Annotated in this window: 22 protein-coding genes; 10 read left to right on the top strand and 12 right to left on the bottom strand. The window is 71.2% G+C overall.

From position 1 onward, the window contains the following. Positions 1-385, top strand: a 385-nt coding sequence (locus ABEB28_RS25180) for an Imm21 family immunity protein (RefSeq protein ID WP_345730670.1), incomplete at its 5' end; no start/stop codon positions are given. 589 nt (positions 386-974) lie between these two features. Here ABEB28_RS25180 and ABEB28_RS25185 read toward each other — a convergent pair. The 4 genes from ABEB28_RS25185 to ABEB28_RS25200 all read right to left on the bottom strand — a co-directional run bounded on the left by ABEB28_RS25185 (position 975) and on the right by ABEB28_RS25200 (position 4517). Beyond that, complete coding sequence (locus ABEB28_RS25185) at positions 975-1604, bottom strand: hypothetical protein (protein WP_345730671.1); 630 nt, start codon at positions 1602-1604, stop codon at positions 975-977. A 153-nt stretch (positions 1605-1757) separates the two neighbouring features. Then, positions 1758-2000: a transposase gene (locus tag ABEB28_RS25190; RefSeq protein WP_345730672.1), complete on the bottom strand. Its 243-nt coding sequence runs from the start codon at positions 1998-2000 to the stop codon at positions 1758-1760. A 629-nt stretch (positions 2001-2629) separates the two neighbouring features. Next, positions 2630-3742, bottom strand: coding sequence for an AAA family ATPase (locus ABEB28_RS25195; protein WP_345730673.1), 1113 nt, complete (start codon positions 3740-3742; stop codon positions 2630-2632). Positions 3743-4325: 583 nt separating this feature from the next. Further along, positions 4326-4517 (bottom strand): hypothetical protein, encoded by a 192-nt coding sequence (locus ABEB28_RS25200; RefSeq protein WP_345730674.1) that lies wholly within the window; start codon positions 4515-4517, stop codon positions 4326-4328. A 217-nt stretch (positions 4518-4734) separates the two neighbouring features. On the opposite strand from ABEB28_RS25200, the gene ABEB28_RS25205 reads away from it, so the two are divergent. Continuing rightward, the gene (locus ABEB28_RS25205) at positions 4735-5259 is read left to right on the top strand and encodes a SigE family RNA polymerase sigma factor (RefSeq protein WP_345730675.1); all 525 of its coding nucleotides are present in this window, start codon (positions 4735-4737) and stop codon (positions 5257-5259) included. A 2-nt stretch (positions 5260-5261) separates the two neighbouring features. Then, positions 5262-6311, top strand: coding sequence for a hypothetical protein (locus tag ABEB28_RS25210; RefSeq protein WP_345730676.1), 1050 nt, complete (start codon positions 5262-5264; stop codon positions 6309-6311). A gap of 594 nt (positions 6312-6905) precedes the next feature. On the opposite strand, the gene ABEB28_RS25215 is transcribed toward ABEB28_RS25210, so the two are convergent. Then, a complete protein-coding gene (locus tag ABEB28_RS25215) occupies positions 6906-8060 on the bottom strand; it encodes an epoxide hydrolase family protein (protein WP_345730677.1) in 1155 nt (384 codons plus the stop codon). A 63-nt stretch (positions 8061-8123) separates the two neighbouring features. On the opposite strand from ABEB28_RS25215, the gene ABEB28_RS25220 reads away from it, so the two are divergent. Continuing rightward, a complete protein-coding gene (locus ABEB28_RS25220; protein WP_345730678.1) occupies positions 8124-9098 on the top strand; it encodes a helix-turn-helix transcriptional regulator in 975 nt (324 codons plus the stop codon). Here the strand turns inward: ABEB28_RS25220 and ABEB28_RS25225 are convergent. Further along, positions 9072-9617, bottom strand: a complete 546-nt coding sequence (locus tag ABEB28_RS25225) for a hypothetical protein (RefSeq protein WP_345730679.1) — start codon at positions 9615-9617, stop codon at positions 9072-9074. The two genes, ABEB28_RS25220 and ABEB28_RS25225, sit on opposite strands and share 27 nt — an antisense overlap. 73 nt (positions 9618-9690) lie before the next feature. Next, positions 9691-10077: a RidA family protein gene (locus tag ABEB28_RS25230; RefSeq protein WP_345730680.1), complete on the bottom strand. Its 387-nt coding sequence runs from the start codon at positions 10075-10077 to the stop codon at positions 9691-9693. Between the two features lie 119 nt (positions 10078-10196). Between ABEB28_RS25230 and ABEB28_RS25235 the strand changes: the two genes are divergently transcribed. The 4 genes from ABEB28_RS25235 (at position 10197) to ABEB28_RS25250 (ending at position 14683) form a co-directional block, all read left to right on the top strand. After that, positions 10197-10901, top strand: coding sequence for an LLM class flavin-dependent oxidoreductase (locus tag ABEB28_RS25235; protein ID WP_345730735.1), 705 nt, complete (start codon positions 10197-10199; stop codon positions 10899-10901). 106 nt (positions 10902-11007) lie between these two features. Next, positions 11008-12288, top strand: coding sequence for a hypothetical protein (locus ABEB28_RS25240; RefSeq protein WP_345730681.1), 1281 nt, complete (start codon positions 11008-11010; stop codon positions 12286-12288). Next, the gene (locus ABEB28_RS25245; protein ID WP_345730682.1) at positions 12285-13460 is read left to right on the top strand and encodes a sigma 54-interacting transcriptional regulator; all 1176 of its coding nucleotides are present in this window, start codon (positions 12285-12287) and stop codon (positions 13458-13460) included. The genes ABEB28_RS25240 and ABEB28_RS25245 overlap by 4 nt, the downstream gene beginning before the upstream one ends. A gap of 5 nt (positions 13461-13465) precedes the next feature. Next, positions 13466-14683 carry a vWA domain-containing protein gene (locus ABEB28_RS25250; RefSeq protein WP_345730683.1) on the top strand — a complete coding sequence of 406 codons (1218 nt, stop codon included), beginning with the start codon at positions 13466-13468 and terminating at the stop codon, positions 14681-14683. A gap of 13 nt (positions 14684-14696) precedes the next feature. Here the strand turns inward: ABEB28_RS25250 and ABEB28_RS25255 are convergent, their stop codons facing one another. Continuing rightward, entirely contained in the window at positions 14697-15326 is a 630-nt protein-coding gene (locus tag ABEB28_RS25255) for a M23 family metallopeptidase (protein WP_345730736.1), read from the bottom strand. A gap of 91 nt (positions 15327-15417) precedes the next feature. Between ABEB28_RS25255 and ABEB28_RS25260 the strand changes: the two genes are divergently transcribed. Next, a complete protein-coding gene (locus ABEB28_RS25260) occupies positions 15418-15990 on the top strand; it encodes a hypothetical protein (protein WP_345730684.1) in 573 nt (190 codons plus the stop codon). A 302-nt stretch (positions 15991-16292) separates the two neighbouring features. Then, entirely contained in the window at positions 16293-17156 is an 864-nt protein-coding gene (locus tag ABEB28_RS25265) for a hypothetical protein (RefSeq protein ID WP_345730685.1), read from the top strand. A 57-nt stretch (positions 17157-17213) separates the two neighbouring features. On the opposite strand, the gene ABEB28_RS25270 is transcribed toward ABEB28_RS25265, so the two are convergent. From ABEB28_RS25270 to ABEB28_RS25285, 4 genes are all read right to left on the bottom strand, one after another. Continuing rightward, positions 17214-17702, bottom strand: a complete 489-nt coding sequence (locus ABEB28_RS25270) for a flavin reductase family protein (protein ID WP_345730686.1) — start codon at positions 17700-17702, stop codon at positions 17214-17216. 53 nt (positions 17703-17755) lie between these two features. Next, entirely contained in the window at positions 17756-18286 is a 531-nt protein-coding gene (locus ABEB28_RS25275) for a GAF domain-containing protein (protein ID WP_345730687.1), read from the bottom strand. Positions 18287-18350: 64 nt separating this feature from the next. Next, positions 18351-19421, bottom strand: coding sequence for a methyltransferase (locus tag ABEB28_RS25280; RefSeq protein ID WP_345730688.1), 1071 nt, complete (start codon positions 19419-19421; stop codon positions 18351-18353). Positions 19422-19460: 39 nt separating this feature from the next. After that, positions 19461-24920, bottom strand: a complete 5460-nt coding sequence (locus ABEB28_RS25285) for an ATP-binding protein (RefSeq protein WP_345730689.1) — start codon at positions 24918-24920, stop codon at positions 19461-19463. Between the last annotated feature and the right edge of the window lie 176 nt (positions 24921-25096).

Below are 25096 nucleotides of genomic sequence, written 5' to 3' on the forward strand. Positions count from 1 at the left end.
CAGGATCAAGGGGCAAGACCCGGCGATTGACCAATGGGGCGGCACGCTGATCGGCGACGGCACGATCCTCGATGACTACGACCGTGCTTGCCAGGTGGAGGATGGGCTTGGGGTGATCAGCAACGGTCCGCAAGCCCTCGCGCTGGTGCTCGCCGACGAACCCGCTCTGACCTGTTACCTGGCTGAGCGGAACATTCTCGTTCGCTGGCTCGCCGCAGACTCGGCCGCTGAATTGATCGGCGCCGCCACGGACGTCCTCGATGATCCCGACGCCGAGTGGGAAGAGTGCGGGGTCTGGGAGACGGGTTGGCGTCGTCCAACTCGTTCCAGGCAGCTAACTCTCAGCGGCATGACAGTGCTTTGGTCCGTGTTCGACGCACGGTAAATATGGATGCTGAGTGATGGAGTGATGACCGCAGGAGCAACTAAGCGCGAGAGATGCGAGCGGAAGGTCACTACATTGGCGGAATGACTGACGGATGGGAAGCTCGGATGGCGGCTCGTGCTAACCGCCGGGCGGAGGAGGGAATCGCCCAGAGGCGTCGATTCCTACGACCTGACCGGGACGGGCACATCGGCCATCACTTCCATCGAACCGTGGCCGGCACGGAGTGCTCGTGCGGCAGCGATTTCCAAGACGCCTGCTACGCCGGAGCCGACGAGACTCAAGCATGGTGGGATCTTCAGCGGTGCACAGCGTGTGGTCGGCCGGGCGTAGTCCTCGACGGCGAAGCGCACTGACGGCCGCAGGGCCCCTGCGCGGATGTCCTTCAGTCCCTGCACGATGGCGCTCCGCCGACGCTGTCGGCAGAGCGGCTCGAACTCGTGCTGCGAGCACCCGATCGGGTTGCCGGCACCAACTCGGAACTGTCGCAGACAGCGGCACGTCTGGCTGGCATCACTCCGACGGCGTCGGACGACAGTCGCGGCCATGCGCTGCCTGCGGCAGAACAGTGCGTTGGCAGCACCGAGCGTCAGAACGGCACCTCCCAAGGAACCATCCGCATGTGGGATCGGCCGAGAATGCGGCTCAAGTCGCCCTGGGGCGTGCGGTGGACCGGCACCGACTGCGATAAGAGCCGCGTCAGCGCGCGCGGTTCCTCGTTGTCGAGGCCGGTGAGCCGCAGCAGTGTATCGACGTCGTCCGTACTGACCGACTGATCGGACTCGAAAACCTTCAGGGCCTTCGTCAACTCCGCCTCGGAGACGAACATCGCCGTGTCCGCGCAGTCGTCCATCCACCATTCGATGGTGACCGTGTCGCCAGACAGCCAGCGCACGGCCTCGCGCAGCAGCTCAGCGGATTCGGACAGCGAGGCGGAGAACCTGTGGTCGAGCACCGGCACGGAAGCATAGAGATTGGTGAGCGCGCGCTGCCGGGAGGTGAGCACGGTGGCAGCCGCGTTTCGGTTCTGGCTGCCGCCCAAGTCCAGTCCGTCGGAGATTCTGCGCACGTCGTCGAGTCGGAACATCGCCAGCCAGAGCAGCGGAGTAGCCCCGACACCGCGGGCCAGGATGTGTTCCTCCGCCTCGAAGTCCTCGTATGACTCCGAGGGGTATACGTCTGCATAGGGGCTGATGCAGAGGATCGGCTCGGGTCTCACGCACGGGAGCCTAAGCGAGGGGCTCGCGTATCCATCCGGCCGATCGATCCGCGCCACGCAGGAGCAACCAACGACGCCGCGCGCGGCTGCGGACCAAGCTGGCCTCAGGGGCGCCCTCATGCGCGGCTTGAGGATGGCGTTGGCGGCAATAGCTCACTTCGTTGCGAAGTTCCATTGCGCGGGTAGTGCGCTCTCGCAGAGCGCGCAGGTGAAGTCTTCGTCGCGCACGATGTTGCGCTCCAGCAGCCGGTTGCGGCGCCGCAGCTCACGCAGCTCCGCGGCCTGATCGGTGGTGACGCCGGGCTTCACGCCGTCCTCGACGTCGGCCTGACGCATCCACTTCGACAGCGTCATCTCATGGACCCCGAAGTCCCGCGCGACCTGGGCGAGGGTCACACCCGGACTCGATTCCGGGCGACCCGGACGACGTCCTCACGGAACTCACGGGGATACGGCTTCGGCACAGCGACATCCTTCCAGCCCGGCCCACGGCCAAGCGATCTCAGATGTCACAGATCCGTGCAGCAGCCCCATACGCTTCCTGACCGACTGACTGCTGCGTACGGTCGGGTCGATCGTTTCGGTACGTTCGGCTGTGGCTCTGTCGATGCGAGCTGGCAGCGCTTGCAGGCGAATTTCGACAGTCGCTTGATCGGCGTGGCACCGAGAAAGATCGATGAGAAACAGCAGCGCTCAGCGTGTCGGAGCTGTGGTCCCACCGTTGTCCGGCCAGCTGATTGTCGGTCACTGACGGTCACCGGGCGCGAGATTCGAACAGCCTAGGTGCGGCATCGGACGTTTGCGAACGCGATCGATATCCCTTCGGTCGACGTCGGATGGCTGTATCCCGGCCCGTCAATACAGCCGTATGACGTCGCCGTCAGCGAGCCGGACTCCACGAGACCGGCTCGGGGGCCGGGCGCCATCGACGCTGTGCGCTGACAGCGGCTACTTGTGAAAGTTGCGGGTGTCGCTGCAGATCAGGAGACGATTTCCGATCGCCGTGCCGTAAGGAGTCGTCAGGTCTACCGGGCGGGCCAGTGCCACGGCGGCTCGTCGAGCCGGCCCTGTCCCTCGATGCAGGTTTCTCCGAGGTCTTTGATCAATTCGACCCTGGTCAGCTGGGTCGTGCTGGCGTCCAACGCGTTCAGCAGGGCGCGGGAGTGGCTGATCACCAGAACTTGGGTACGGGTCGCGCCGGTGACGATCAGCCCGGCCAGCGGCCGCAGCAGGTCAGGGTGCAGGCTGGCTTCCGGCTCGTTGAGCACCAGGAGCGCGGGCGGACGTGGGCTCAGCAGCGCCGCGGCCCACATCAGGTACCGCAGCGTGCCATCCGACAACTCCGCCGCGCCCAATGGCCGAAGAAGGCCTGGTTGACCGAGCCGCAACTCGAACCGCCCACCGTCGGCACCGATCGCCAGTCCACTACCGGGGAACGCTTCGCCGATCGCGGCCTCCAGCGCGTCTTTGTCCCCGATCTCCTGGATCGTCTGAAGCGCCGCGGCCAGATCCGCACCGTCCGGGCCGAGCACCGGTGTCCGGGTGCCGATCTGCGCCTGCCGAGCCGGCGCGTCGGCGTCGGTACGCAGATGGTCATAGAAGCGCCACGACCGGATCCGCTCCCGAAGCGTGAGGATCTCCGGCGCGTGCTGCGGGTCGGTGTACTCGCTGAGCATGCTGTCGTAGAGGGCCAGCGCACCAGGCACTGACCGCCAGGAACCTCCGTCCCGGAGACGTAGCGCGGTGTTCGCGCGGTCGGCCAGCAGGGCGGCCGGCCGCAAAAACGGGCCCGACCAGATCACTTCGCGTTTGATCTCCGGATCCAGGGCAAACGCGGAGCCAGAGGGCAGGGGCAGGCCGAAATCAATCGCATAGCCGAACTCGTCACCGGCGAAGCCCAGCCGCAGGCCGACCGGGCCGCGGGTCTCCGGCCCCGCCCACAGCGTGGAGGCCAGGCCACCTTCGCGGGCCAGCGCGGCGACCGCGCCGTTGCGGGCGCAGTCCGCCAGCAGCCGAAGAGCCCGGTACAGGCTCGACTTACCGCTGCCGTTGGCCCCCGTCACGACCGTCAGGCAGCCCAGGCCCACCACCATGCGCCGCAGCGACCGGTAATTCTGCACGGCCAGGGTCGTGATCACGCGTCCAGGCTAGGAGGCCCCACGAAGGGCTGCCTGCCTGGCACCGGGCGCTGCACGCCTACCGACGCTGACGCGACGCGCGACCGGCGGCAGGGGGCGTCCGCCCTAATAGCTCTACGCACGCCGCCCGATAACTCACCGTTACGACCGGGCGGCTGTCCGACACTCGCTGTGTTCCGTGCTTGCCGCCGGTCAAGGACGCACCATGATGCGGTGGGCAACGGAGGAACGTTTGATCGGATTGAGCGACGTGCAGCGAATCGCGCGTGGCGGCAACTGCCGGCGAGCGTGCGAGCCGAGGTCGTGAGGCGGTCGAATGGCGGGGAGGTGCACCCCGACCCGGAAGTGGCAGCCGTCGCTGAGCGTTGGTCGCGAGCGAACCTAGAGCGGTGGTGGAATCGTTGGCCTCGATGGCTTCTGTCTCTAGTGGGCGTCGCGCTCTTCGTCGCCGGTTACATGGTGGGAGATGGGCTCTCCCGAACGCTGCTGAGCGGTGCCGGTGGGGTGATCACTGTCTTTGGACTGCTGGGCGTGAATCGTCTCGCAATGGCCCAGATCGCACGAGCCGCCGACCGTCACCGTCCTAGCCACTGACCGCGCCGAGCCGCCCAGATGAGTGATTAACCCATCGCGGCATGATCGGACGTTCGCCCGGCCGTCGAAAGTGCGGCGGTCGGGTGAGCAGGGTCGCGGCGATGATCGCGTCCGAGATCCGGCACTGGTCGCGGTAGAAGCGGTGCCGGTCGAGGTTCTTGCGGGGTGGGTCGTAGCGCATGGTCGCTCGCGGGTCGGCGTGGCGGGCCGCGAATCTCGGCTACCGCCGACCGGTGGTCCAAGCCGCTCTCCCCATTGGCCCGGCCGCGGATCGCGGTGCCGATGTACGAGGAGGGTCGGAGCCGGGGGTGGCCAATGATCTTCGATCTGGGGCAACCGGATGCCTGCGGCCGTCCGTCTTAGTCGGGACCTGCCCGTCGGGGACCGGAGGAAGCGGCGTGCGTGAGAAGCCGGGCGATGCGTACCAGAGGTACGTCGAAGCCCGCTTAGGCATGTTCCAACGCTTGGCCTACATGCTCTGCCAGGACCGAACTCGGGCTGACGATCTGGTCCAGGACGCCTTGGAACGGCTGTACCTGAAGTGGGAGAAGGCGGACGACGCTCGCAACACCGACGCGTACGCGCGCACGATCCTGGTGCGTGTCTTCCTGAGCGAGCGTCGGACACCGTGGGCGCGGCGGGTGGTGCTGGTCGATCGGCTGCCGGACTCGGCCGCAGCGACCGGGCCCGACACCGTGTCGGCGGTGGCGGTCCGCGGCGCACTCGCGCGGCTGGCTCCGAGGCAGCGCGCGGTGCTCGTGCTGCGCTACTTCTCCGATCTCTCGGTCGACGAGGTCGCCGAGACGCTGGGGTGCTCCCCGGGGACGGTCAAGAGCCAGACGTCGAAAGGACTGGCGACGCTGCGCCGCGCGCTACCCGATTTCGAGGCCGCGCCGCAATCCGGGCTGAGGACGAGGAGCTGACGATGGACGAGACGACCACCCGACTCCTCTTTCACCAGGTGTCCGCCGACGCGCCGGTGCCGGCCGTCGTCGACCTGGGCAAGATCGTCCGCCGCGCGGAGCGCAAGCGCCGCCGCCACCGGCGCTGGGCCGCTGCGGCGGCCGCCGTCAGCGTGCTCGTCCTGACCTCGGCGGTGGCGTTGGTGGCGACCGGCGCCGATCGGACACAGCCACTGGCCCGACCCGTCGGTCCTTCCCAGGGGCCTAATCTGACCACCGCGCCCACCGCGTTCGACCCGCTCCGGAATGCGATCCGGGTCAACTGGCTACCGACCGAGCTGCCCTACCTCACCCAGGGCGTCAGCCGCACCGAGGCGTCGTTCACCGCGTCGCACAGGGATGGGGAGATGGAGTACTGGGTGCGGCTGGCGGCGCGCGGCCACACCACCGACTTCGATCTGGAGTTCACGCCGAAAATGGGCGCGACGTCCGTCGAAGGTCCGGAGATCAACGGCGAGCCGAGTCGGTGGTACAGCGCGGGAACGAAGCGGCGCGAGCTGCGTTGGCAGTGGGCGCCGGGCGCGGAGGGCCGCGTCACCCTCGACGACCAGCCGGACGCGCTGGACATCGCGGTGCGGATCGCCAAGTCCGCCCACGTCACCGAGACTGCGCTGCGTCTGCCCTACACGGTCGACCTCCCGCCCTCCTACCGGGCGCTGCAGAACGGCTTCGGGACTCGTCGGGAGGAGCTCCGCGCGTATGACATGACGTTCCAAGACTCGGCCACCGGCTCGATCATCGGTATCGGCACCGCGTCGAACACTATGACGCTTGACTTCGAGCCGAACACCGTGATCAGCAATCGGCCCGGGCAGACGAAACAGGACGGGGAGTTCGCCCGGCTGCGGATCCGGCAGCCCACCGTGCAGTTCGAGATCAGTTGCAATGACCGGCCGAAGACCGCAGGGAGCGTCGTCGCAGCCACGAAGAGGTGCCGGGCGGTCGCCGAGTCGATCACGCTGGTCGCCGACCCGCTCGACTGGGAGGACTGGCCCGAGGCCACCGTGCGCTGAAACCCCGCCGCGCCAGCTCCTCACCAGCTTTTCGGGCACCGCTCGGACCGCTAGGCCCGCCGACGTCGACGCCACGCCAGTCATCGCGATCCGTTGACCCGAGAATGCTCCCAGGTCGCGTCGGAAGCGCCTGGAACTGGTGCGGCAAAGCATCGCGGCACGAGAGGTCGTGCCTCGGCCTCGATCCCCGGATGTGCTCGCGCGCAACTCGTTGCTGTTTCGCGTCGCTCAAACAGCAACGAGTTGTCCTCCGGTAAGCGTCCCGTTCGGGCTTCGCTGTCGTCGGCCGCCGTGAACAGCGACCAGCGCGGATTTCCGGGAATCGTCGAGTTCCGAATTGGTGGCCCATCAGAAACGCACTCACCTCGGCACGACAGGTCGCCTCCGTTTCGACTGATTGCTCTGGGCAGAACATCCGACTCTCGGCAAGAGCGGATGGGTTCGCGCGGAATGGCGCCCTACCGGCGCACAAGACGTGGCCAGACGCCTACTACTCGGCAAATCGGTCAGCACCACGGCGCCGCCGTGTCCTCACGTCAACCAGCGACACCCGCACGCGGCACCGGCCCGCCAATACCGGTGCCGCAGTCGGGCTCAGCGCACCTTGCTGAAGAACTCGCGGACGTCACCGACGAACAGATCCGGCGCCTCCATCGCGGCGAAGTGGCCACCACGGTCGAACTCGCTCCAATGCACGACGTTGTGCTCCCCCTCGACGGTGCGCCGGATCGACACGTCACCGGGGAACACCGCGACACCGGTCGGCACCGTGGAACGCTCACTCGCGCCCCACGCTCCGGCATGCGCGGTCTCGTAGTAGCTGTTGGCCGAGGATCCGGCGGTGCCGGTCAGCCAGTACAGCATCACGTTGGTGAGCAGCAGGTCGCGGTCCACCGCGTCCTCGGGCAGGTCGGCGGCCGGATCGGTCCACTCCTTGAACTTCTCCACGATCCAGGCCAGCTGCCCGACCGGTGAGTCGTGCAGTCCGTGCGCGAGCGTCTGCGGTCGGCTGATCTGGATCATCGCGTAGCCGGACTGCTCGGTGCGGAGGTACTCCAGGTGCGCCAGCCGCGCGCGCTCGGCGTCGGTCAGCTCAGCGATGTCGTCCGGGTCGACTTCGGTGAACGCGGACAGCCCGTTGGCGTGCACACCGACGACCTTGTCGGGGTTGAGCCGGCCGAGTCCCGGGGAGATGACCGCGCCGGTGTCGCCGCCCTGCGCGCCGTAGCGGTCGTAGCCGAGCCGGTCCATCAACTCCGCGAACGCCCTGGCCACCCGGTTGGTGTCCCAGCCGGCCTCGACCGTCGGCCCGGAGAATCCGCTGCCGGGAATCGAGGGAATCACCAGGTGGAATGCGTCGGCCGCGTCGCCGCCGTGCGCCCCGGGGTCGGTCAGCGGGCCGATGACGTGAAGGAACTCCACGATGGAGCCGGGCCAGCCGTGGGTCAGGATGAGCGGCAACGCATCCGGCTCGGGTGAGCGCACGTGCAGGAAGTGGATGTTCTGCCCGTCGATCTCGGTGGTGAACTGCGGGTACCTGTTGAGCTCCCGCTCGTGGACGCGCCAGTCGTAGCCGTCGCGCCAGTACGAGGCCAGTCCTTTCAGGTAGCTCACCGGCACCCCGCGGCTCCACCCCACACCGGGCAGGTCTGCCGCCCACCGCGTCCGAGCGAGCCGGTCGCGCAGGTCGTCCAGGTCTGCCTGCGGAATGTCGATGGTGTAGGGCCGGATCCCGTTGGTGTTCTCCATGCTTCCAACCCTAGAAGCGGGTTAGGTCAGGTTCGGTCCTAGCTGACTGGCAGACTCCCGAGTATGTGGGAAACCTCCGCACGACTGCTGCGGCTGCTCTCGCTCCTGCAGGCTCGGCGCGACTGGTCCGGCGCCGAACTGGCCGAGCGATTGTCGATCACTCCCCGGACCGTGCGGCGCGACATCGAGCGGCTGCGGGCCCTCGGCTACCCCGTGCTGGCCACCGCGGGCACCGCCGGGTACCAGCTGGGCGCCGGGACGGCGCTGCCGCCGCTGCTGCTCGACGACGACGAAGCCGTCGCGATCGCGATGGGCTTGCGCACCGCCGCTGGTGGCTCGATCACCGGCATCGAGGAGACCTCGGTGCGAGCGCTGGCGAAACTCGAACAACTGCTGCCGTCCCGGCTGCGCCACCGGATCAACGCGCTGCAATCGATGACGGTGCCGATGCCCAACGCAGGGCCCACCGTCGACCCGGGGACGCTGACCGCCATCGCCGCCGCCTGCCGCGACTCGCTGCGCCTGCGCTTCGACTACCGCACCCACGACGGAACGACCAGCATCCGTACGACCGAGCCGCACCGCCTGGTGCACGCGGGCCGGCGGTGGTACCTCATCGGCTGGGACGACGACCGCCAGGAGTGGCGCACCTACCGGGTGGACCGCCTCGAACCGCGCACGCCCACCGGCCCCCGCTTCGCCCCGCGCACCCCGCCGGAGCCCGACCTCAGCGCCTACACCTCGCGAGCGATCTCCACCTCCGCCTACCGCTACCAGGCCCGGTTCACCCTGCACGTCAGCGTCGAGATCGCGGCCGAACGGATCGCTCCCACCACCGGGACCCTGGAGCCGATCGACGAACACAGCTGCACGCTCCGGGCGGGATCCAACTCGCTCGACGAACTGGCCATCTACGTCACCACCAAGGGTTTCGACTTCCAGGTGCACGAACCACCGGAGCTGGTGGACCACGTCCGGACGCTGGCGGCCCGACTCGCCGCCGCGACGGAGTCAGGGCATCGCGAGCTGAGTGGCTGAGGGTGGCGACCCCGGATCGACCGGCGGGAAGCCGAGGTCACGGCGCGCCGCGGCGTAGAACGCCACGCGTGCGGTGAACTGCTGGGTCACCAACTCGTCCCAGACCGCCGGGCCGCGGATCGGGTCGCGGACGGAACGCTCCAGCGCGGCGACCGTGCCGAACCAGCCCTGCGCCGCGGCGATCACCTCGGCCGATCCGAGCAACAGCAGCGTTTCCCACGCCTGGTCGCGAGCCTCGACCGAGTCAGCGAGCAGAGGTTCGGCGTCCTCGGGCGGGAGTGGATGGGGGTGCGGACGCGGATCGGCGCCGACGTGCGCGGCGAAACGGAGCATCGCGTTGACGTTGGCCTTCATCGCCAGCGCGTAGCCGCTGTAGGCGGCGAGCCAGCGTTCCCGGGAGCGGCTGTCCTGCTCCCGTCGGAACCGGGCACGGTCACCGATCGTCGTCACCGCGAGAGATCCCGCGGCCCCGACGACGACTCCCAACAACGCGGGCAGTTGCTCAACGAAGCCGGCCACGCAAGCACGGTAACGGTCCCACGGCCCCGCCAGCGAGCACTCGGACCGGCCGCGGGCATCCACGGCACCGCGACTACGCCGCGGCCATCGCCTCGACCTCCAGCTTCCAGGCCGGATCCAGCAACTGGCAGCACACCACCGTCGAAGACGGACGGTGGTCGCCGAGGTACTTCACCCGCAACCGCACGTTCGCTTCGTCGTAGCTCGGATCAGCCAGGTAGGTCCGGAGCGAGACCAGATGGCGATAGTCCATGTCGGCCGAGCGCAGAATCGTGCCGATGTGCTGCCAGATGATTTCGCCCTGCTCTTCGAAGGGCTCCGGCATCGTTCGCCCGTCGGCGAGGTAGCCGTTCAAGCCGCTGATCACGAGCAATCGCGCGTCGCCCCGGATCTCGGTGGCGTGACTGTAGCTGCGGTACGGGGGGAACAGGCCTTCGGGATTGTGACTGATCGTCGGCACGCACGGATGGTAGTCGCCCGCGGCGACGTCGTCCGTGGCTCGTTAGGCTGACGCGAAGACCGGACCGCGAGGGGTGGCGAGCGATCAAGCGTGGGCTGTACCTGGCGCCGTTCGACCGGCTGGCCGATCCGCGGCTCCTGGTGGCGCTCGCCGCCGCCGCGGAGTCGAGCGGCTGGGACGGGTTCTTCCTCTGGGATCGCATCGCCTATCCGCCTCCGGGCCGGGCCGTCGCGGACCCGTGGGTGGCGCTGAGCGCGATCGCCCTGGCCACGGAGACGCTCCGGCTCGGACCGATGGTCACTCCGCTGGCCCGCCGACGGGCGCAGAAGGTCGCCAGGGAGACGGTGACGCTGGACCGGATCAGCAACGGACGCCTGACGATGGGTGTGGGGCTGGGGAATCCGGCCGACTTCGTGCCGTACGGGGAGGTCGTCGACGCGCGCGAGCGGGCCCGCCTCCTGGACGAGAGCCTCGATCGGCTCGACGGGTACTGGGCCGGTGAGTTCGAGCCCCGCCCGGTCCAGCGTCCGCGGATTCCGGTCTGGGTCGCGGCCAACTGGCCGCATCGGCGTCCGGTCCGACGTGCCATGCGCTGGGACGGGCTCTTCCCGATCGACCTCCCCGGCCCCGACGAGCTGGCGGTGCTCGCCACGGAGATCCGCCGGGAGCGCGGGGACGACGATGGCTTCGACCTCGTCGTGGAAGTCGCCCCGGGAGCCGAGATCCGGCCGTGGGCGGACGCCGGTGCCACCTGGGCACTGACCAGCTTCGACCCGCAGCCTCCGGAGGAGGTCGTGCGCGAGGTCATCGCGGCGGGCCCGTGACCGATGGCCGGCCGGTGGTTGCCCGGCCGCCGCGCGTCTGTCACCATGACCGTCCTATGGCTACTCCCTTCACCTCAGGAACGGAGGCTGCTCCGCTGGTCGGCGCATGAGCGCACCCGGCGCGGAGCACTCCGCGATCCTCTCCCCGGAGCAGGCAGAGTCTCTGACCGTCGGCCTCCGGTACGGCGTCCCGAACTCTCTCGCCACGCAGGTGGCCGCGCGTCGCGCCGCCGATGATTGGCGCGGCGCCTGCCGCGCCGCGGCGGTCGACGTCCGGTTCGACCTCTCCGACGTCCGACGCGTGCACGGTTCCGACGTGCACGCCTCCCTCACCGACGACCTGCACCATCTCGCGCCGGACGTGCTCCGGCGGCACCTCCCCCGCCAGGTCCACGGAGCCGGACGCCTGCGCGCCGGGCTCGTCGTCACCCTCGCCACCTACGGCCCGACGACGCTGGCCGCATTGACGCCGCCGGACGCGCTGGCAGCGGGCGAACGAATCCAGCTCGCGCTGCGTCCCACCGCCGGCCGCCGGCACCGATTGGACCGGCACCGGCATCGCTGGGACAGCCGGCACGCAGCGCCCGACCGCCCGCACTGCCCGGAGATCACCGCACTGCAGGACGCCGGTGACGTGCACGCGGCGTGGGCTGCGGCCGGCATTCGGCTGCGGGAGCCCGCCGCGACGTGGCGCCGGCTGGCGGCCGTACCGGTCGACCTGCCCAATCTGCGCGCGGAGGCCCGGCGGTGTCGCCCAGGCGCCGAGCAGGTCGCGTTCTTCCCCGGCCGCAACCGGGCCGTCGTGCTGTCCGGGTTGCCGGGACCGTCGGTCACCGCGACCGTCGTGGCCGCCGGACGGGCCGCCGGTCTCCCGGTGCTGCCGGAAGCGGCCTGGGCCCGGCCGGTCGAGGCCGAACTCGCCCGGCTCGGGTATCGCTCGCCGGAGACTCCGCCCGCGGACCCGACCCAGCTGCGCGTTGCCTGCGGCGGGCGGCTGCACATCGTCCAACTGCACGACGGGTCCTGGCGGGCGGTCGACCACTCGCCGGAGCAGATCGCGCGGGAGCGCGCGCTGGCCCGGCTCGGTGGGCCGCTCGGCGGCTGTGTCCGTGCGATCGAGGACCGCTTCTCCGACCCGGCGACCGCCCGGGACGTCGACCGGTACCTGCAGCACGGCCGGATCGCGGACGCCCGAGCGCTGGTCATCGCACGGCTCGGCCCCGCAGCGAGCATCGAGTCGGTCGCGCCGGAACCGCTCGCCCGGCTTCGCGAGGGGACCGCGCGTTACCGGCTCCGACTCGCGGGCTTGCCACCGCTCGTTGCCGTACCACCGCACCCCCGCCGTCCGCTCCGAAAGGGGGCCCGACACTCCCAGGTGAAGCCATGACACTGCACCTCGCCGACCACCTCATCGACCTCACCCGCGCCCGCACCACCGTCCCGGACCGGGACTCCGCACTCGAAGCACTCGCCCTGGCCGCCGCCGCCAACCTCCCCGTCCTGCTCTGGGGTCAGCCCGGCATCGGCAAGTCGAGCACGATCGAGCAGCTGGCCGCCGACTTCGGCGTCGGTCTGGAGACCGTGATCGCCAGCGTCCACGAACCCTCCGACTTCGCCGGCCTGCCGATCGTCGGCCCGGACCCGGACCGCAACGGCGTGCCGATGGCACCACCGGACTGGGCCGTCCGCCTGCACCGGGCCGGGAGCGGCCTGCTCTTCCTCGACGAGCTGTCCTCGGCACCACCGGCGGTCCAGGCCGCGCTGCTACGGGTCGTGCTGGAGCGCCGGGTGGGCAGCCTGCCGCTGCCGCCTGCGGTCCGCGTCGTCGCGGCCGCGAACCCGCCGGACACCGCGGCCGGCGGATGGCAGCTCGCCGCACCACTCGCCAACCGCTTCGTCCACCTGCACTGGCAGCACGACCCGCGGATCGTCGTCCGCGGGCTCGGCGGCACCTGGCCGCGGCTGCGACCGCCCCGGTTGCGGCCGGACGCACTGGAGCAGGCGGTCCGGCGCGCCAGGGCCGGAGTGTGCGGGTTCCTCACCGCCCGGCCCGACTACGCGCACCGCCTGCCGACCCGCACCGAGGCGCGCGGCGGCGCCTGGCCGTCGCCGCGCACCTGGGAGATGGCGCTGCGCCTGATGGCGTTCACGTTCGCCGCCGAGGGCGGCGACATCGGTCGTCTCGACGAGACGCTCTCGGTGCTGCTGCGCGGGACGCTCGGCGACGGGGCCGGGCTGGAGCTGATGGCCTACCTGGACCGCGCCGACCTGCCCGATCCGGAGGACGTGCTGCGCGACCCGGACGGTTTCGCCCCGCCGCACCGCGGTGACCTGGTGAACGCGGTGCTCACCGCGATGGTCGAGGCGGTGCGGCGCCGGTGCACCCGCCCTCGGTGGGAGGCCGGGTGGGCCGTGCTCGCCCGCGTGACGGCCACCGCTCCGGCCGACGCGCTGGTCGTGCCCGCGTCCGAACTGGCGGCGCTCCGGGATCCGGACTGGCCCCTGCCGGAGACGATCGACCGGTTGCAGCCGGTCCTCGACCTCCTCGCCCGGGCGTGACCGCGATGGACGTGACGAAACTGCTCGCCGCCCGGCACCGGGCGGCGGCCGCGCGCCCGTACCTGGCCGAGGCCTTGTACGCGATGGCGGTGGTCTCCGATCCGTCGGTGCTGACGATGGCCGTCGACCGTTGGTGGCGCTGTTACGCCGCCCCCGCATTCGTCGCCGCCACTCCGGTCGACGAGCTCGCGGGCGTCTGGCTGCACGAGGTGTCCCACCTGCTCCGCGACCACCACGGCCGGGCCGATCGGCTGACGGCCTCCCGCGGGCGGGGCTCCGGGGCGGGCGAAGGGCTCCGGCTGAACCTCGCGATGGACTGCGAGATCAACGACGACCTGCTCACCGCTCTGGACGACGGCATCCGGCTGCCGGACGGCGCAGTGACGCCCGAGCGGTTCCGGCTACCGCCCGCGCTGCTGTTCGAGGAGTACGCCGAGCGGCTCCCGCGCTACGCGCTACGCGGACGTCTGGTGTGGACGGAGTGCGGGTCGGGCGCCCACGGCGTACCGGCGCCGTGGGAGCTGGGACCCGACGGCGCGGATCCGCTCTCCGGGACCGCGGTCGCCTCGGTCCGGCACCGGGTCGCCGAGCAGATCCGACGCGGACGCGGTTCGGTTCCGCTGGGCTGGCGCCGCTGGGCGACCGGCGGCGGCGCCGCGCGGGTGGACTGGCGGCGGGTGCTCCGCTCCGCGGTCGGGGCCGGGCTGCGGCAGATCGGTGGGCAGGTCGACTACAGCTTCCGGCGACCGGGACGGCGGGGCGCGGCGCTGGCCGGCACGGTCGTGTTGCCGGGCCTGGTGGCGCCCGCGCCGACGGTCGCGATCGTCGTCGACACGTCGGGGTCGGTGAGCGACCAGGACTTGGGGCTGGCGCTCGCCGAAACCACCGGGATCATCAAGGCGGCCGGCGCGAGCGGGAACCGGATCCGGGTCTACAGCTGCGACGCGACGACGCAGACCGCCCAGGAGGTGTGCGCGGCCGAGCAGGTCACGCTACGCGGCGGAGGCGGGACCGACCTTCGGGCGGGTATCCGCCGGGCACTGTCCGACGCACCACGGCCGGACGTCGTCGTCGTGCTGACCGACGGCTACACGCCGTGGCCGGCGACCGCTCCCCCGAGCCGGATCGTCGCCGGGTTGTTCGGCCCGCCCATCCCTCCGGGGCACCGGCGGTACCGCCCACCGCAGTGGGTCGAGACCGTGCGGATCACCGACGACGGGTGACCCGGCCACGGCGTCAGCAGTTGTTGCTCTTCCGGGTCGTCGTGTACTCGCGGTCGTCGGTCGTGATGCCGGACGGCACGCTGTCGAAGTACGTCTCGACCTTCTCCCAGCCGCGACGCTGTTCGTAGTGCAGGTGCGGTGCACCGGAGTTCCCGGTGCTCCCCACCCGCCCGATCTGCTGTCCGCGCTCGACCCGATCTCCCTCCCGGACCATCGGCGGTTCGAGCAGGTGCAGGTACTGGGTCTCCCACTTGCGGCCGTGGTCGATCGTCACCCAGTAGCCGCCGCCCTGGCCGCGCGGGCCGTCCGGGTTTTCGGGCGTCCGGCCACCCAGCGTGCCGTTGATCCCGGCGATGGCGACCGTGCCGCCGTAGGACGCGAGCACCGGCCGCCCCCACGCCTTTCCCTCGGTCGGGAACAGGTCGACGTCGAAGTCGTCGTGGCCGGGGTAGGTGCCGAGCTGCCAGGTCTCCCCGCAGGCGACCGGCAGCTGGAACGCCGGGCGCGGGCCGGGGGGCCGCAGGAGCGGCACGACGATCGTCGCGACCGCGACGATCGCAGCGAGCACGCCGAGCCCGACCACCAGGAGGACGAGACGCGTGCGAAGCCTGGTGGAGCGGCCGGTCGTCACGGCTCCGAGCATGGCAGATGTCGGCAACGTCCTCGTCTCGGCATCAGTGGGCCGCTCTGCGCCGACGACCTGTTCGGAGCCCGACGCTGCCCCCGTCGGCGTGGTGAGCGTCGATCCGTCCGACTCACCCGATCCTGAAGTCCACCGCTTCCACTATCCGAAGGTGCTGATGCTGATGTCCGCCGTTCTTCCGTTTCTCGTCGCCGTGCTGGTCGGCCTGATCCTGGGCACGATCGTGCACCGGGCGATCCGCGCCGGGCAGGAGCGACGTGCCTGGGCGGACCACCGGTCGGCGCTCTCGGCCGCCGACCGGCGGGAGATCCGGCGCTCGGTCCGGGAGGGCACGCCGGTGACCGACCGGGTTCTCGCCCCGCCGGCGGTCCGGTTCGGCGAGGAAGTCGCGTCCTCGAATCGCCGGGCACGGTGGCTCACCGACCCGCCGCGCTGGGTCTACGTCGCCGGTCGGATCTTCTTTCCGGCGTTCGGCGTGCTCGCGGTGGTCCTCGGGGTCGCCGGCGACGACGCGCGGACCCTGGTGAGTGGGATCGTCCTCCTGGGCCTGGCGGTGCTCTATCTTCCGGCCACCGTGCGGTGGACGACGGCGCGCCAGGCGCGGACCGAGGCCCGCCTGCGCAGCTCGATCGACGCGAACCGCGTCCTGGGCGTCGCCTCCTAGCGTCGCCGCCTATCCAATTCCCGACACCGGCCAGATGCGACGGCGCGGCACGGTTCCCGCAGGACCGGCGTGCAGGTGCGCCCACCAGCGATCTCGTCACCGAAGACGCGACGGTTTCCGTAGATCGAATCCGTCAAGGGAATTGAATCCGCAGGCAGGCGGGGTCGCGTTGTGTGGATTTCTGCGCAGAGCGCAGCAGAAGTTACTCCTCAGTATGGGTGCACCCCGGCGGGCCATCACGGCCACCGCCTCCGGGCCGGAAGGCCAGGAGGACGGGGAACGGGACACCACACGGAGGAATCATGCGTAAGACACTCACCCGAATCGTCGCCACGGCGGCGCTGGCGAGTGCCGGGCTGGGCGTTCAAGTGCTCGCGACCTCGCCGGCCCAGGCCCTCGCGCCACCCGCTCTCGAGCGCACCGTGGGCGAGTCGGCGACCAGCACGCTCGCCGCGAAGACCGCGAAGGCGATCTGCCCGCCGGGCACGGTCGTGCTCGGCGGCGGCGCGGAGATCGTCGGGCCGTTCGCCGCCGACCCGGTGAAGCTCGTCGGCTCGTTCCCGGTGCAGGAGAACGGGGCGTTCAAGTGGGAGGTCCGGGCCGAAGCACCCGCGGGCTTCTCCGGCAGCTGGTCGGTCCGGTCGTTCGCGGTCTGCGGCCCGGCCCCGGCCGGCTACCGGATCTTCGCCGAACCGGACACCGCTGCCGCCAGCGCGACGTTCAAAACCGCAGCGACCAACTGCCCCGGAACGGACCGGGCCATCGGCTCCGGTGCCCGGGTGACCACGAGCGGCACCTCGACCGGTGAGATCGGCCTGCAGCTGTACCGCACGTCGGGCCCGCGGGACATCTCCCGCGCCGCGGCCCGCGAGGACGCCACCGGCTTCTCCGGCAGCTGGACGCTGAACTCGTACGCGATCTGCACGCTGCCGAACGCCGTGCCGGGCGCTGCGCCCGACGGTTCGCTCACTCAGGGCATCCTGGTCAGCGACGACTGCCCGACCGGCACCTTCGTCCACGGTCCGGGCGGCGGCGCCGGCCTGACCGAGAACGGCCTGACCTGGCTGCGGTACCTGACCGTGAGCCCCGACCTGCGCACGGTCGAGGCGCGGATGTCGGCCCCCAGCTCGAACGGCACGATCACCAGCTCGGTCTGCGCCCGATAGCCGCAGACCCAACCCCGGTGCCCCGCGCTCTCGACGAGCGCGGGGCACCGGCCCCGTTCAGCCGACCACGAACGACCTGCGGTGGTAGACGAGCCGACCGTCGTCCGGGCCGTGGAAGACCTCCAGGACTTCGGCGACGACGAGCGTCGCGTCGCCGACCGGAACGCGGTGCAGCGGGGCGACGCGCAGCGCGCCGAGGGCGTCGGGCAGCACCGGCTCCCCCGACGGCAGCGCGTCCCAGCCCTGTTCCGGCGCGAAGCGACGCCCATCCGAGCGCGCGAAGTCGTCCGCGAGGCCGGCGTGCTTCGACCCCAGCAAGTGCACGACGATGCTCGGCGCCGCGAGCAGGAGGCGCGCGGTCGGCGTTGCCATCAGCGAGAACGACACTGCGGGCGGCGTCACCGACACCGAGGCCACGCTGGAGGCGGTCAGTCCCACCGGCCCGTCCGGGCCGCGTGCGCTGAGGATCGCGACGCCCGTCGGATACCGACGGAACGCCGCTTTCATCCGCTCGTTGACCGGTTCGGCAACCGCAGTTCGCTCCACGCCACCGACGGTAAAACCTCAACTCGACTTCAGGTCAACTGCCGCGGAGCGGATTAGACCAGGGTCGCGCGGTGGGCTTCCAGGAGCGCGACGGTCCGGGCGGCGCCCAGCTCGAGCGTGAGCACGTCGGTCACGCGGACGTCGTGCGGCGCGGGGCCGAGCACGCAGTGGCCGCCGAGGATCTGGCCGGTGGGGCTGATCAGCGGCACACCGACGTAGCTGCGCAGGCCCAACTCGGTGACGAACGGGTTGTCGGCGTGGACCGGGTCGAGGCTCAGGTCGGCAACCACGTACGAGTGGCCGGTCGTGACCATCGGCGCGCAGAACGCCCAGTGCAGGGGCAGCGCGTACCGGCTCACGACGTCGCCGCCGAGCATGATCGAGTCCGGCGCACCGTGCAGGCCGATGCTGATCTGGTGGTCGGCGGTGAGCAGGGTCATCAGGCTGATCGGCAGACCGGTCCAGGCTGCGCTGCGCGCGGCCAGGCCGTCCAGCTCGGCGATCAGCCGGGGCTCGTCCCAGCGGTAGCGCTCGACCTCGGCAAGGCGATGCGGCTCGGCCAGGGCGCTGTCGGTAATGGTCATCGGCGTCCTTCGTGTCGTGGCCGGCGACGGATCGTCCGGGCGGGGTGCCTCGATGGTCGGCCGGTCACCGCCCCTCGGAAAGGCCTCCCGACGCCCTACCCCCGACGTGATCCCGATCCGCACCGGCCGCCGGGACCGGAACGGCCTCCAGCAGGCTGAGAGCGTCCGGCGCTCCGGTCGGCACGATCCGCCGCAGCAGCCACCCGGACCGCTCCAGCAGCCGCTCGAACTCCGCTGCGGTCCGTTCCCGGGCACCGAGCAGCAGCAGCATGTGCAGGTCCATCCGGATCGCCGCCGGCTGCTCGCGGGCGAACCGCGGCAGCACGCTGTCGACGACGAGCAGCCTCCCGCCGTCCGGTACGGCCCGTCGGCAGGCGGCCAGGATCCGCACCGCCGACTCGTCGTCCCAATCGTGGAGGACCCGGGACAGCAGGTAGGTGTCCGCTCCAGCCGGCACCGATGCGAAGAAATCGCCGCCGACCACGTCGCACCGGTCAGCGAGGCCGGCCGACGTCAGCCGGTCGCGAGCCTGCTCGGCCACGGCCGGCCGGTCGAGCAGCACCGCGGACAGGTGCGGCGCCGCGCCCAGGATCGCCGCCAGCAGGACGCCGCGTCCGCCGCCCACGTCGACCACCCGGCGCACTCGCGCGAAGTCGTACGCGGCGACGACCTGGGCGGCCTCCCGGGTGGACCGCCCGGCCATCGAGTCCTGGAACGCGGATCCGGCGTCCGGGTTCTGATCCAGGTAGTCGAAGAACGGCTCGCCGTAGACGTGCGCGAACGCGGTCCCGCCCCGCCGGACGGCGTCCAGCAGACCGGCGGCGGCGCGGAAGTACAGCCCGCCGCGCACGACCGCCGGCCCGCGGAGCGAGTCCCGCAGCAGCGTCCCCAGCTCGGTGAGCGCGAACCGCCCGTCACCGTCCTCGTCGAGCACGTCCTCGGCCGCGAGGCCGCGCAGCACGCGGGCGAGCGCGGCCGGGTCGGCGTCGACGACCTCGGCGAGCTCGTCCGCGGTCCGCGGGCCGTCCGCCAGGGCCTCCGGCAGATCGAGCGACGCCGCGACGTAAAGCAGCTGCGTGGCCAGGTAGCCGTCCATCAGGTGGGCGAGCCGGGACTGCGCGGCGCTGCGATCCATGCCCGCCATCCTCCGCGCAGGCGCGGGCGGCGCAAGCGATCAGCGCACGTTCATCCGCCGCTCGATCGCCTCGATGATCCGCGGCCGCAGCTCGGCGGCGCGGACGATCGCGTCCACCGAGCCGACCTCGACCGCCCGCTGGATGCTGTGCACCCGGTCGAACTCGGCGGCGACCTCGCCGACTTTCTCCGCGCGGACCCCCGTCTGCACCTCGGCCAGCCGCGCGTTGAGCGCCGCCCGCTCGACCCCGGTCGCGGCCGAGACCTGGCTCTGCAGCTCGGCCACTCGCGGGTCGGTCGCGGTGCGGTTGTTCACGTCGCCGGAGAAGACCACGGCCGCCGCCGGCGCACCGCCGAGCACCGACGCGAACGAGCCCTCCAGCGCGAGCACGGTCATGTTCGGGTTGAGCGCCTTGGAGAACACCACGAACGCGCCGCCGTGGTACCGGGAGATCACGCAGAACACGATCGGGCCGTCGAAGTTGACGATCGCCCGGCCGATCTCGGCGCCGTACTCCAGCTGCAGCTTGCGCATCGACTCCGGGGAGCCGTCGAAGCCGGACAGGTTCGCCAGTACGACCAGTGGTCGGTTGCCGGACGCCGCGTTGATCGCCCGCGCGGTCTTCTTCGACGAGCGCGGGAACAGCGTCCCCGCGGTGTAGGTGTCTGGTCCGTCGGTGGGCGGGAAGCCGCGCCGCGGCACCGACCGCGACTCGATCCCGATCAGGCAGACCGGCCAGCCTCCGATGTGCACGTCCTGCACGCACGCCGTCTCGGCGTCGGCCATTCCGGCCCACCGCTCCAGCACCGGGTGGTCCTGATCGGAGACCGCCCGCATCACCGTGCGGATGTCGAACGGCTTCTTCCGGTCCGGGTTGTGCTCGATCGAGAAGATCTCGCCGACCGTCCGGAAGTCACTCCCCACGACGGCATGGGGGAAGGCCGAGATGTCCCGGTCGGCCGGGTCGACGGTGGAGGCCCGCCGCGGCGCGCTCTCCCCCGGCACGACGTAGGTGTGGTCGTAGTGCTTCATCAGGACGTCGCGGGCGGCCGGGAGGTTCGGCGCCCAGTACTGCGCCTGGCCGTTCGGGCCCATGACGCGGTCGTAGCCTCCGATGCCGAAGTTGTCCTCGGCCGACACACCGCCGGAGAAGTCCAGCGACTGCTTCCCGGTGAGCACCATCGCCGAGTCCGGCGTCATCACCAGGACGCCCTTGGTGTGCATGAGCATCGTGGCCTCGGCGTTCCAGTACGGCTGTGCGCCGACCGTGATGCCGGCGACGACGATGTTGATCTCGCCACCGGCCTGGGTGAACTCGACGATGCGCTTGAGCGCGGCCGCGACCCAGTCCATGTTCTCGGTGCCCGAGCTCATCGAGATCCGTGCGCCGGCCGACAGCGCGTACCACTCCAGCGGGACGCACATCCGCTCGGCGAGGTCGAGCGCGGCGATCACGCGGGAGCACTCCGGCTCGGAGAGCGCACCCAGCGCCTTGGTGGGGTCGCCGAGGAGCACGACCCGGGTGACGCCCTCGGGGTAACGCTCGGTCGGGGTCGTCACGACGCCCACCACGATCGCCGCCGAATTGCGACCCTTCGGCCGGTCCACCGGCGCCAAGGCGCCGGACGGCTCTAGGTCGTACTCGACGAACTCGCCCAGCAGGCCGGTCAGCTCGTACGGGTAGACGGTGCCGCGCCGGGCCGCACGCAGCACCTTCTGGCGGTAGTCGTCCAGCGGACGCAGCGGCTCGGTGGACGGCTCCCCGACGACCAGGCGGACGCCGCGCCCGGGGTCGAACCCGATCCGCACCGACAGCTCCTCCAGGTCGCCGGCGGGGGTGCGCTGGCGGCCCACGAACTCGACCTCTTCCAGCCCTGCGCCGGCCGTCGTCGGCAGCACCCGCTGGACCAGCGCCTCCAGCTCGTCCGGCGAGAGGTCGGTCGGCGGCCAGACGTAGAGCATGATGCGGTTGGTGTCGAAGCGCTTGTTTTGCGGACGCTGCGCCTGCACCGTGCGGATCGCGTCCAAGCCGGCGGTGACGGCGTCCTCGACCGCGGGCAGCGCGACCAGCCGCCCGTCGGCCTCCCGCAGCGGTGTCAGGTCGCGGACCTGGCCCATCGCGATCAGCCGCTCGTCGGCCGGGTTGCTGCGCGCCACCGCCTTGAACAGGTAGATCTCCTCGTCCGCCGAGGGCAGCCTGGTCAGCTCGAACTGGCGCAGCCGCTGCAGCTGCAGTCGCAGGGCGATCTGCGGGTGCAGCCCGCGGATCAGCCGTTCCTCGGTGAGACGATCGCCGTCGCGCCGGAACGTGAAGTGGTGGTGCATCCGGGTTCCGGCGACGGTCGTGGTGATCCGGCGGACACCCGCAGGCTGGGGATGCTCGGCGAGGAGCCGCCCGAGCCGCACCGCCATCTCGTCGACGTCCGGCTGGTCGTCCCACGTGACGTAGAGGTCGGCGACCAGCCCGTCCTCGGCGACGCCGTCGGCGACCGTGGCCACGGCGCGGAGCGCGTGCGGCAGCGACGAGATGTCGACGGCGGTGGCGACCACCAGCGTCGTCCCGGCGGGGTCGGTGCGCTCGGCCGTCACGAACCGGCAGTCCTCGACGTCCCGGGTGGTGATCTCGGCCAGCCCCCGGTTGCCGTAGTAGCGGCGGGTCAGCACTTCGAGCAGCGGTGCGTGGTCCCGCCCCGGACGACCGATCCGCTGACCGATCAGCCGGACCAGCGGCTCCGCGGTCGCGACCATCCGCTGGATCCGCTCGGCGCGATCCGGAGCGTCCGGGTAGTGGTCGAGGTACCGCAGGTCGTCGCGGACCGCGGCGTAGACCTCGGCGCGGTTGCGGCGCATGATCGGCTGAGCGAACCAGCGGAACACCACACCACGCGCCAGGTCGGACACGGCGGGGAACCGCACCTGCGTGGCCTCGATCAGGTGCTCGAGGACGAGACCGGCGCGTTCGCGGAGCGCCTCGACCGGCGGTGGCCCGGACAGCCACCGGCGCAGCAACTCGGACACGACCGAGACGTCGGCGCTGGTGCGCTGCTGGGCCAGGAAGATGCGGAAGACCGCGGCCTCCAGCTCCGGCGTGCGGTCGAGCCCGGTGACGCCGTAGTGGGCCAGCGCCTTGGTCAGCTTGGCCTGGAAGCTCGCGGTGACGCCCGCCCGCTCGACGTCGAGGCTCTGCAGGTAGCTGTGGAAGAACTCGCGCGGGCTGTGCACCGGGCTGCCCGGCTCGACGTCCAGCTCGCCGCGCGGCTTGTTGCGGCTGAGCTCGGACAGGTCGGCGAAGACCGTGAACAGGTCCAGCTCGCCCGCGGGCAGCCGCCCGTCCAGGTCGGCCCGGGCGCTCAGGTACTCGACCAGCGTCTGCTTGGGGTCGTAGGGGTCGACGTCGAAGCCGAGCAGCATGCTGCGCAGGTCCCGCAGCCCGCGGGCGACCCGCTCGTCCGGGGAGACGGCCGCGGCCTGGGCAGGCAGGTCCAGCTCGGCCGTCCCGTCGGTCGCCTCCGCCACCTCGGCGTCCCCGTCGGCCAGCGGCTCCAGCCGCAGCAGCGGCGCCCCGGTACCGACCTGGCTGCCCACCGACACTGGGCACTCGCGGACCCGGGCGCGGAACGGTGCGCGGAGCACCGTCTCCATCTTCATGCTCTCCAGCACCAGGATCGGTGCGCCGGAGTCCACCTCGTCACCGACCGCGACCGGGGTGGCGACCACCAGCGCCGGCGCCGGCGAGCGAACGACGCCGCCCTCGTCACGGCTGATCCGGTGGGTGACGCCGTCGACCTCCACCAGGTGGATCGGCCCGTGGGTGGCGGAGACCAGCCGGAACCGCTCGCCGTTGACGAGGATCTGCCCGCTGTGCGCGTCGAACCGCTCGACCTCGACGTCGACCGACGCGCCACCGCCGCCGAAGCCGACGCGGAACCGGGCGTCGCCGACCCGGGCCACGCTCACCCGGTAGCCGGCGCCGCGGAGCTTGAGGTCCAGCGGTCGGCCCGCGTCGTGCTGCACCTGCGGACGTCCGCCGTGCGCGGTGGCCAGCAGCTGTCCGCGGCTGACCGCCTCCTCGTCCCGGTAGGCCTCGATCGCGGCGGCGGCCAGGGCGACCGCGGAATGCCGGTGGCTCACCAGGCGTCCCTCGGCGCGGACGCGGTCGATCCAGCCGGTGTCGGCGCTGGCGTCGATCACCTCGGGCTGGTCGAGCAGGTCGAGCACGAAGCTCTTGTTGGTGGCGCCGCCCTCGATGATCACGGTCGTGTCGGCCATCGCCCGGCGCAGCCGGCCGAGTGCCTGCTCGCGGTCGCTGCCGTACGCGATGATCTTCGCGATCATCGAGTCGAAGTCCGCCGGGATCGTGTCGCCCTCGCTGACGCCGGTGTCCACCCGGATGCCGGGGCCGGTGGGCAGCGCCAGGCGCGCGATCCGCCCGGGGGCCGGCGCGAAGTCGCGGTCGGGGTCCTCGGCGTTCAGGCGGGCCTCGATCGCGTGCCCGGACTCGGCCGGCGGGACGCCGTCCAGCGTGCCACCGCCGGCGACGTGCAGCTGCAGCCGGACCAGGTCGGTGCCGGTGGTGAGCTCGGTGATCGGGTGCTCGACCTGCAGCCGGGTGTTGACCTCGAGGAACGCGAACAGCTTGTCGCCGGGGTGGTAGAGGAACTCGACCGTGCAGGCGCCGCGGTAGCCGACCGCCACCGCGAGCCGCTCGGCGGACGCTTTCAGCTCGGCGGTCTGCTCCGGCGCGAGCACCGGCGACGCGGACTCCTCGATGATCTTCTGGTTGCGCCGCTGCACCGAGCAGTCCCGGACGCCCAGTGCCCACGCGGTGTCCCGGCCGTCGGCGATGACCTGCACTTCGACGTGGCGGGCGCCGGTCACCAGGCGCTCCAGGAACACCACGCCGGAGCCGAACGCGCGGAGCGCCTCGGAGCTGGTGCGCTCGTAGGCGTCGGCGAGGTCGGCGGCGGAGTCCACGCGACGGATCCCCCGGCCGCCACCGCCCGCAGTCGCCTTGAGCATCAGCGGGTAGCCGATCTCGTCGCCGGCCCGAAGGGCGTCCTCCAGCGTCGCGACGGCACCGCGGCTCCACGGCGCGACCGGGACGCCGACCTTCTCGGCGAGCAGCTTGGCGCCGATCTTGTCGCCGAGCGTGCGCATCGCGTCGGCACTCGGCCCGACGAACGTGACGCCGATCCGCTCGCACAGCTCGGCGAACGCCGGATCCTCGGCGACGAAGCCCCAGCCGACCCAGGCGGCGTCCGCACCGGTCTCGACCAGGGCGCGCTCCAGCACGGCGAGGTCGAGGTACGGGCGCGCCGACGCCGGGCCGAGCAGGTAGGCCACGTCCGCTTCCCGGACGAACGTCGCGGTGCGGTCGGCGTCGGTGTACAGGGCGATCGTCTCGATCCGCACCCCGGTTTCGGCCGAAAGGTCCCGGACAGCGTGGATGAGCCGCATCGCGGCCTCTCCACGGTTGACGATCGCGACACGCCTGAACACCGGTTGAGCCTCCCCATCGCTGACACAGCTGACCTCTACCTTGCTCGATTCCGAGTGCAGGCTCCAAGGTGCTGACGAACGGAGGGCACCGGCAAAGTCTTGTAGGAATCCTCCAAACGATCCCGCATCTCGGCGACTACGCGCTCCTGGCGTAAACGATAAAAACGGTCCATTGC

The organism is Cryptosporangium minutisporangium, assembly GCF_039536245.1.
GTDB classification, from domain to species: Bacteria; Actinomycetota; Actinomycetes; order Mycobacteriales; family Cryptosporangiaceae; genus Cryptosporangium; species Cryptosporangium minutisporangium.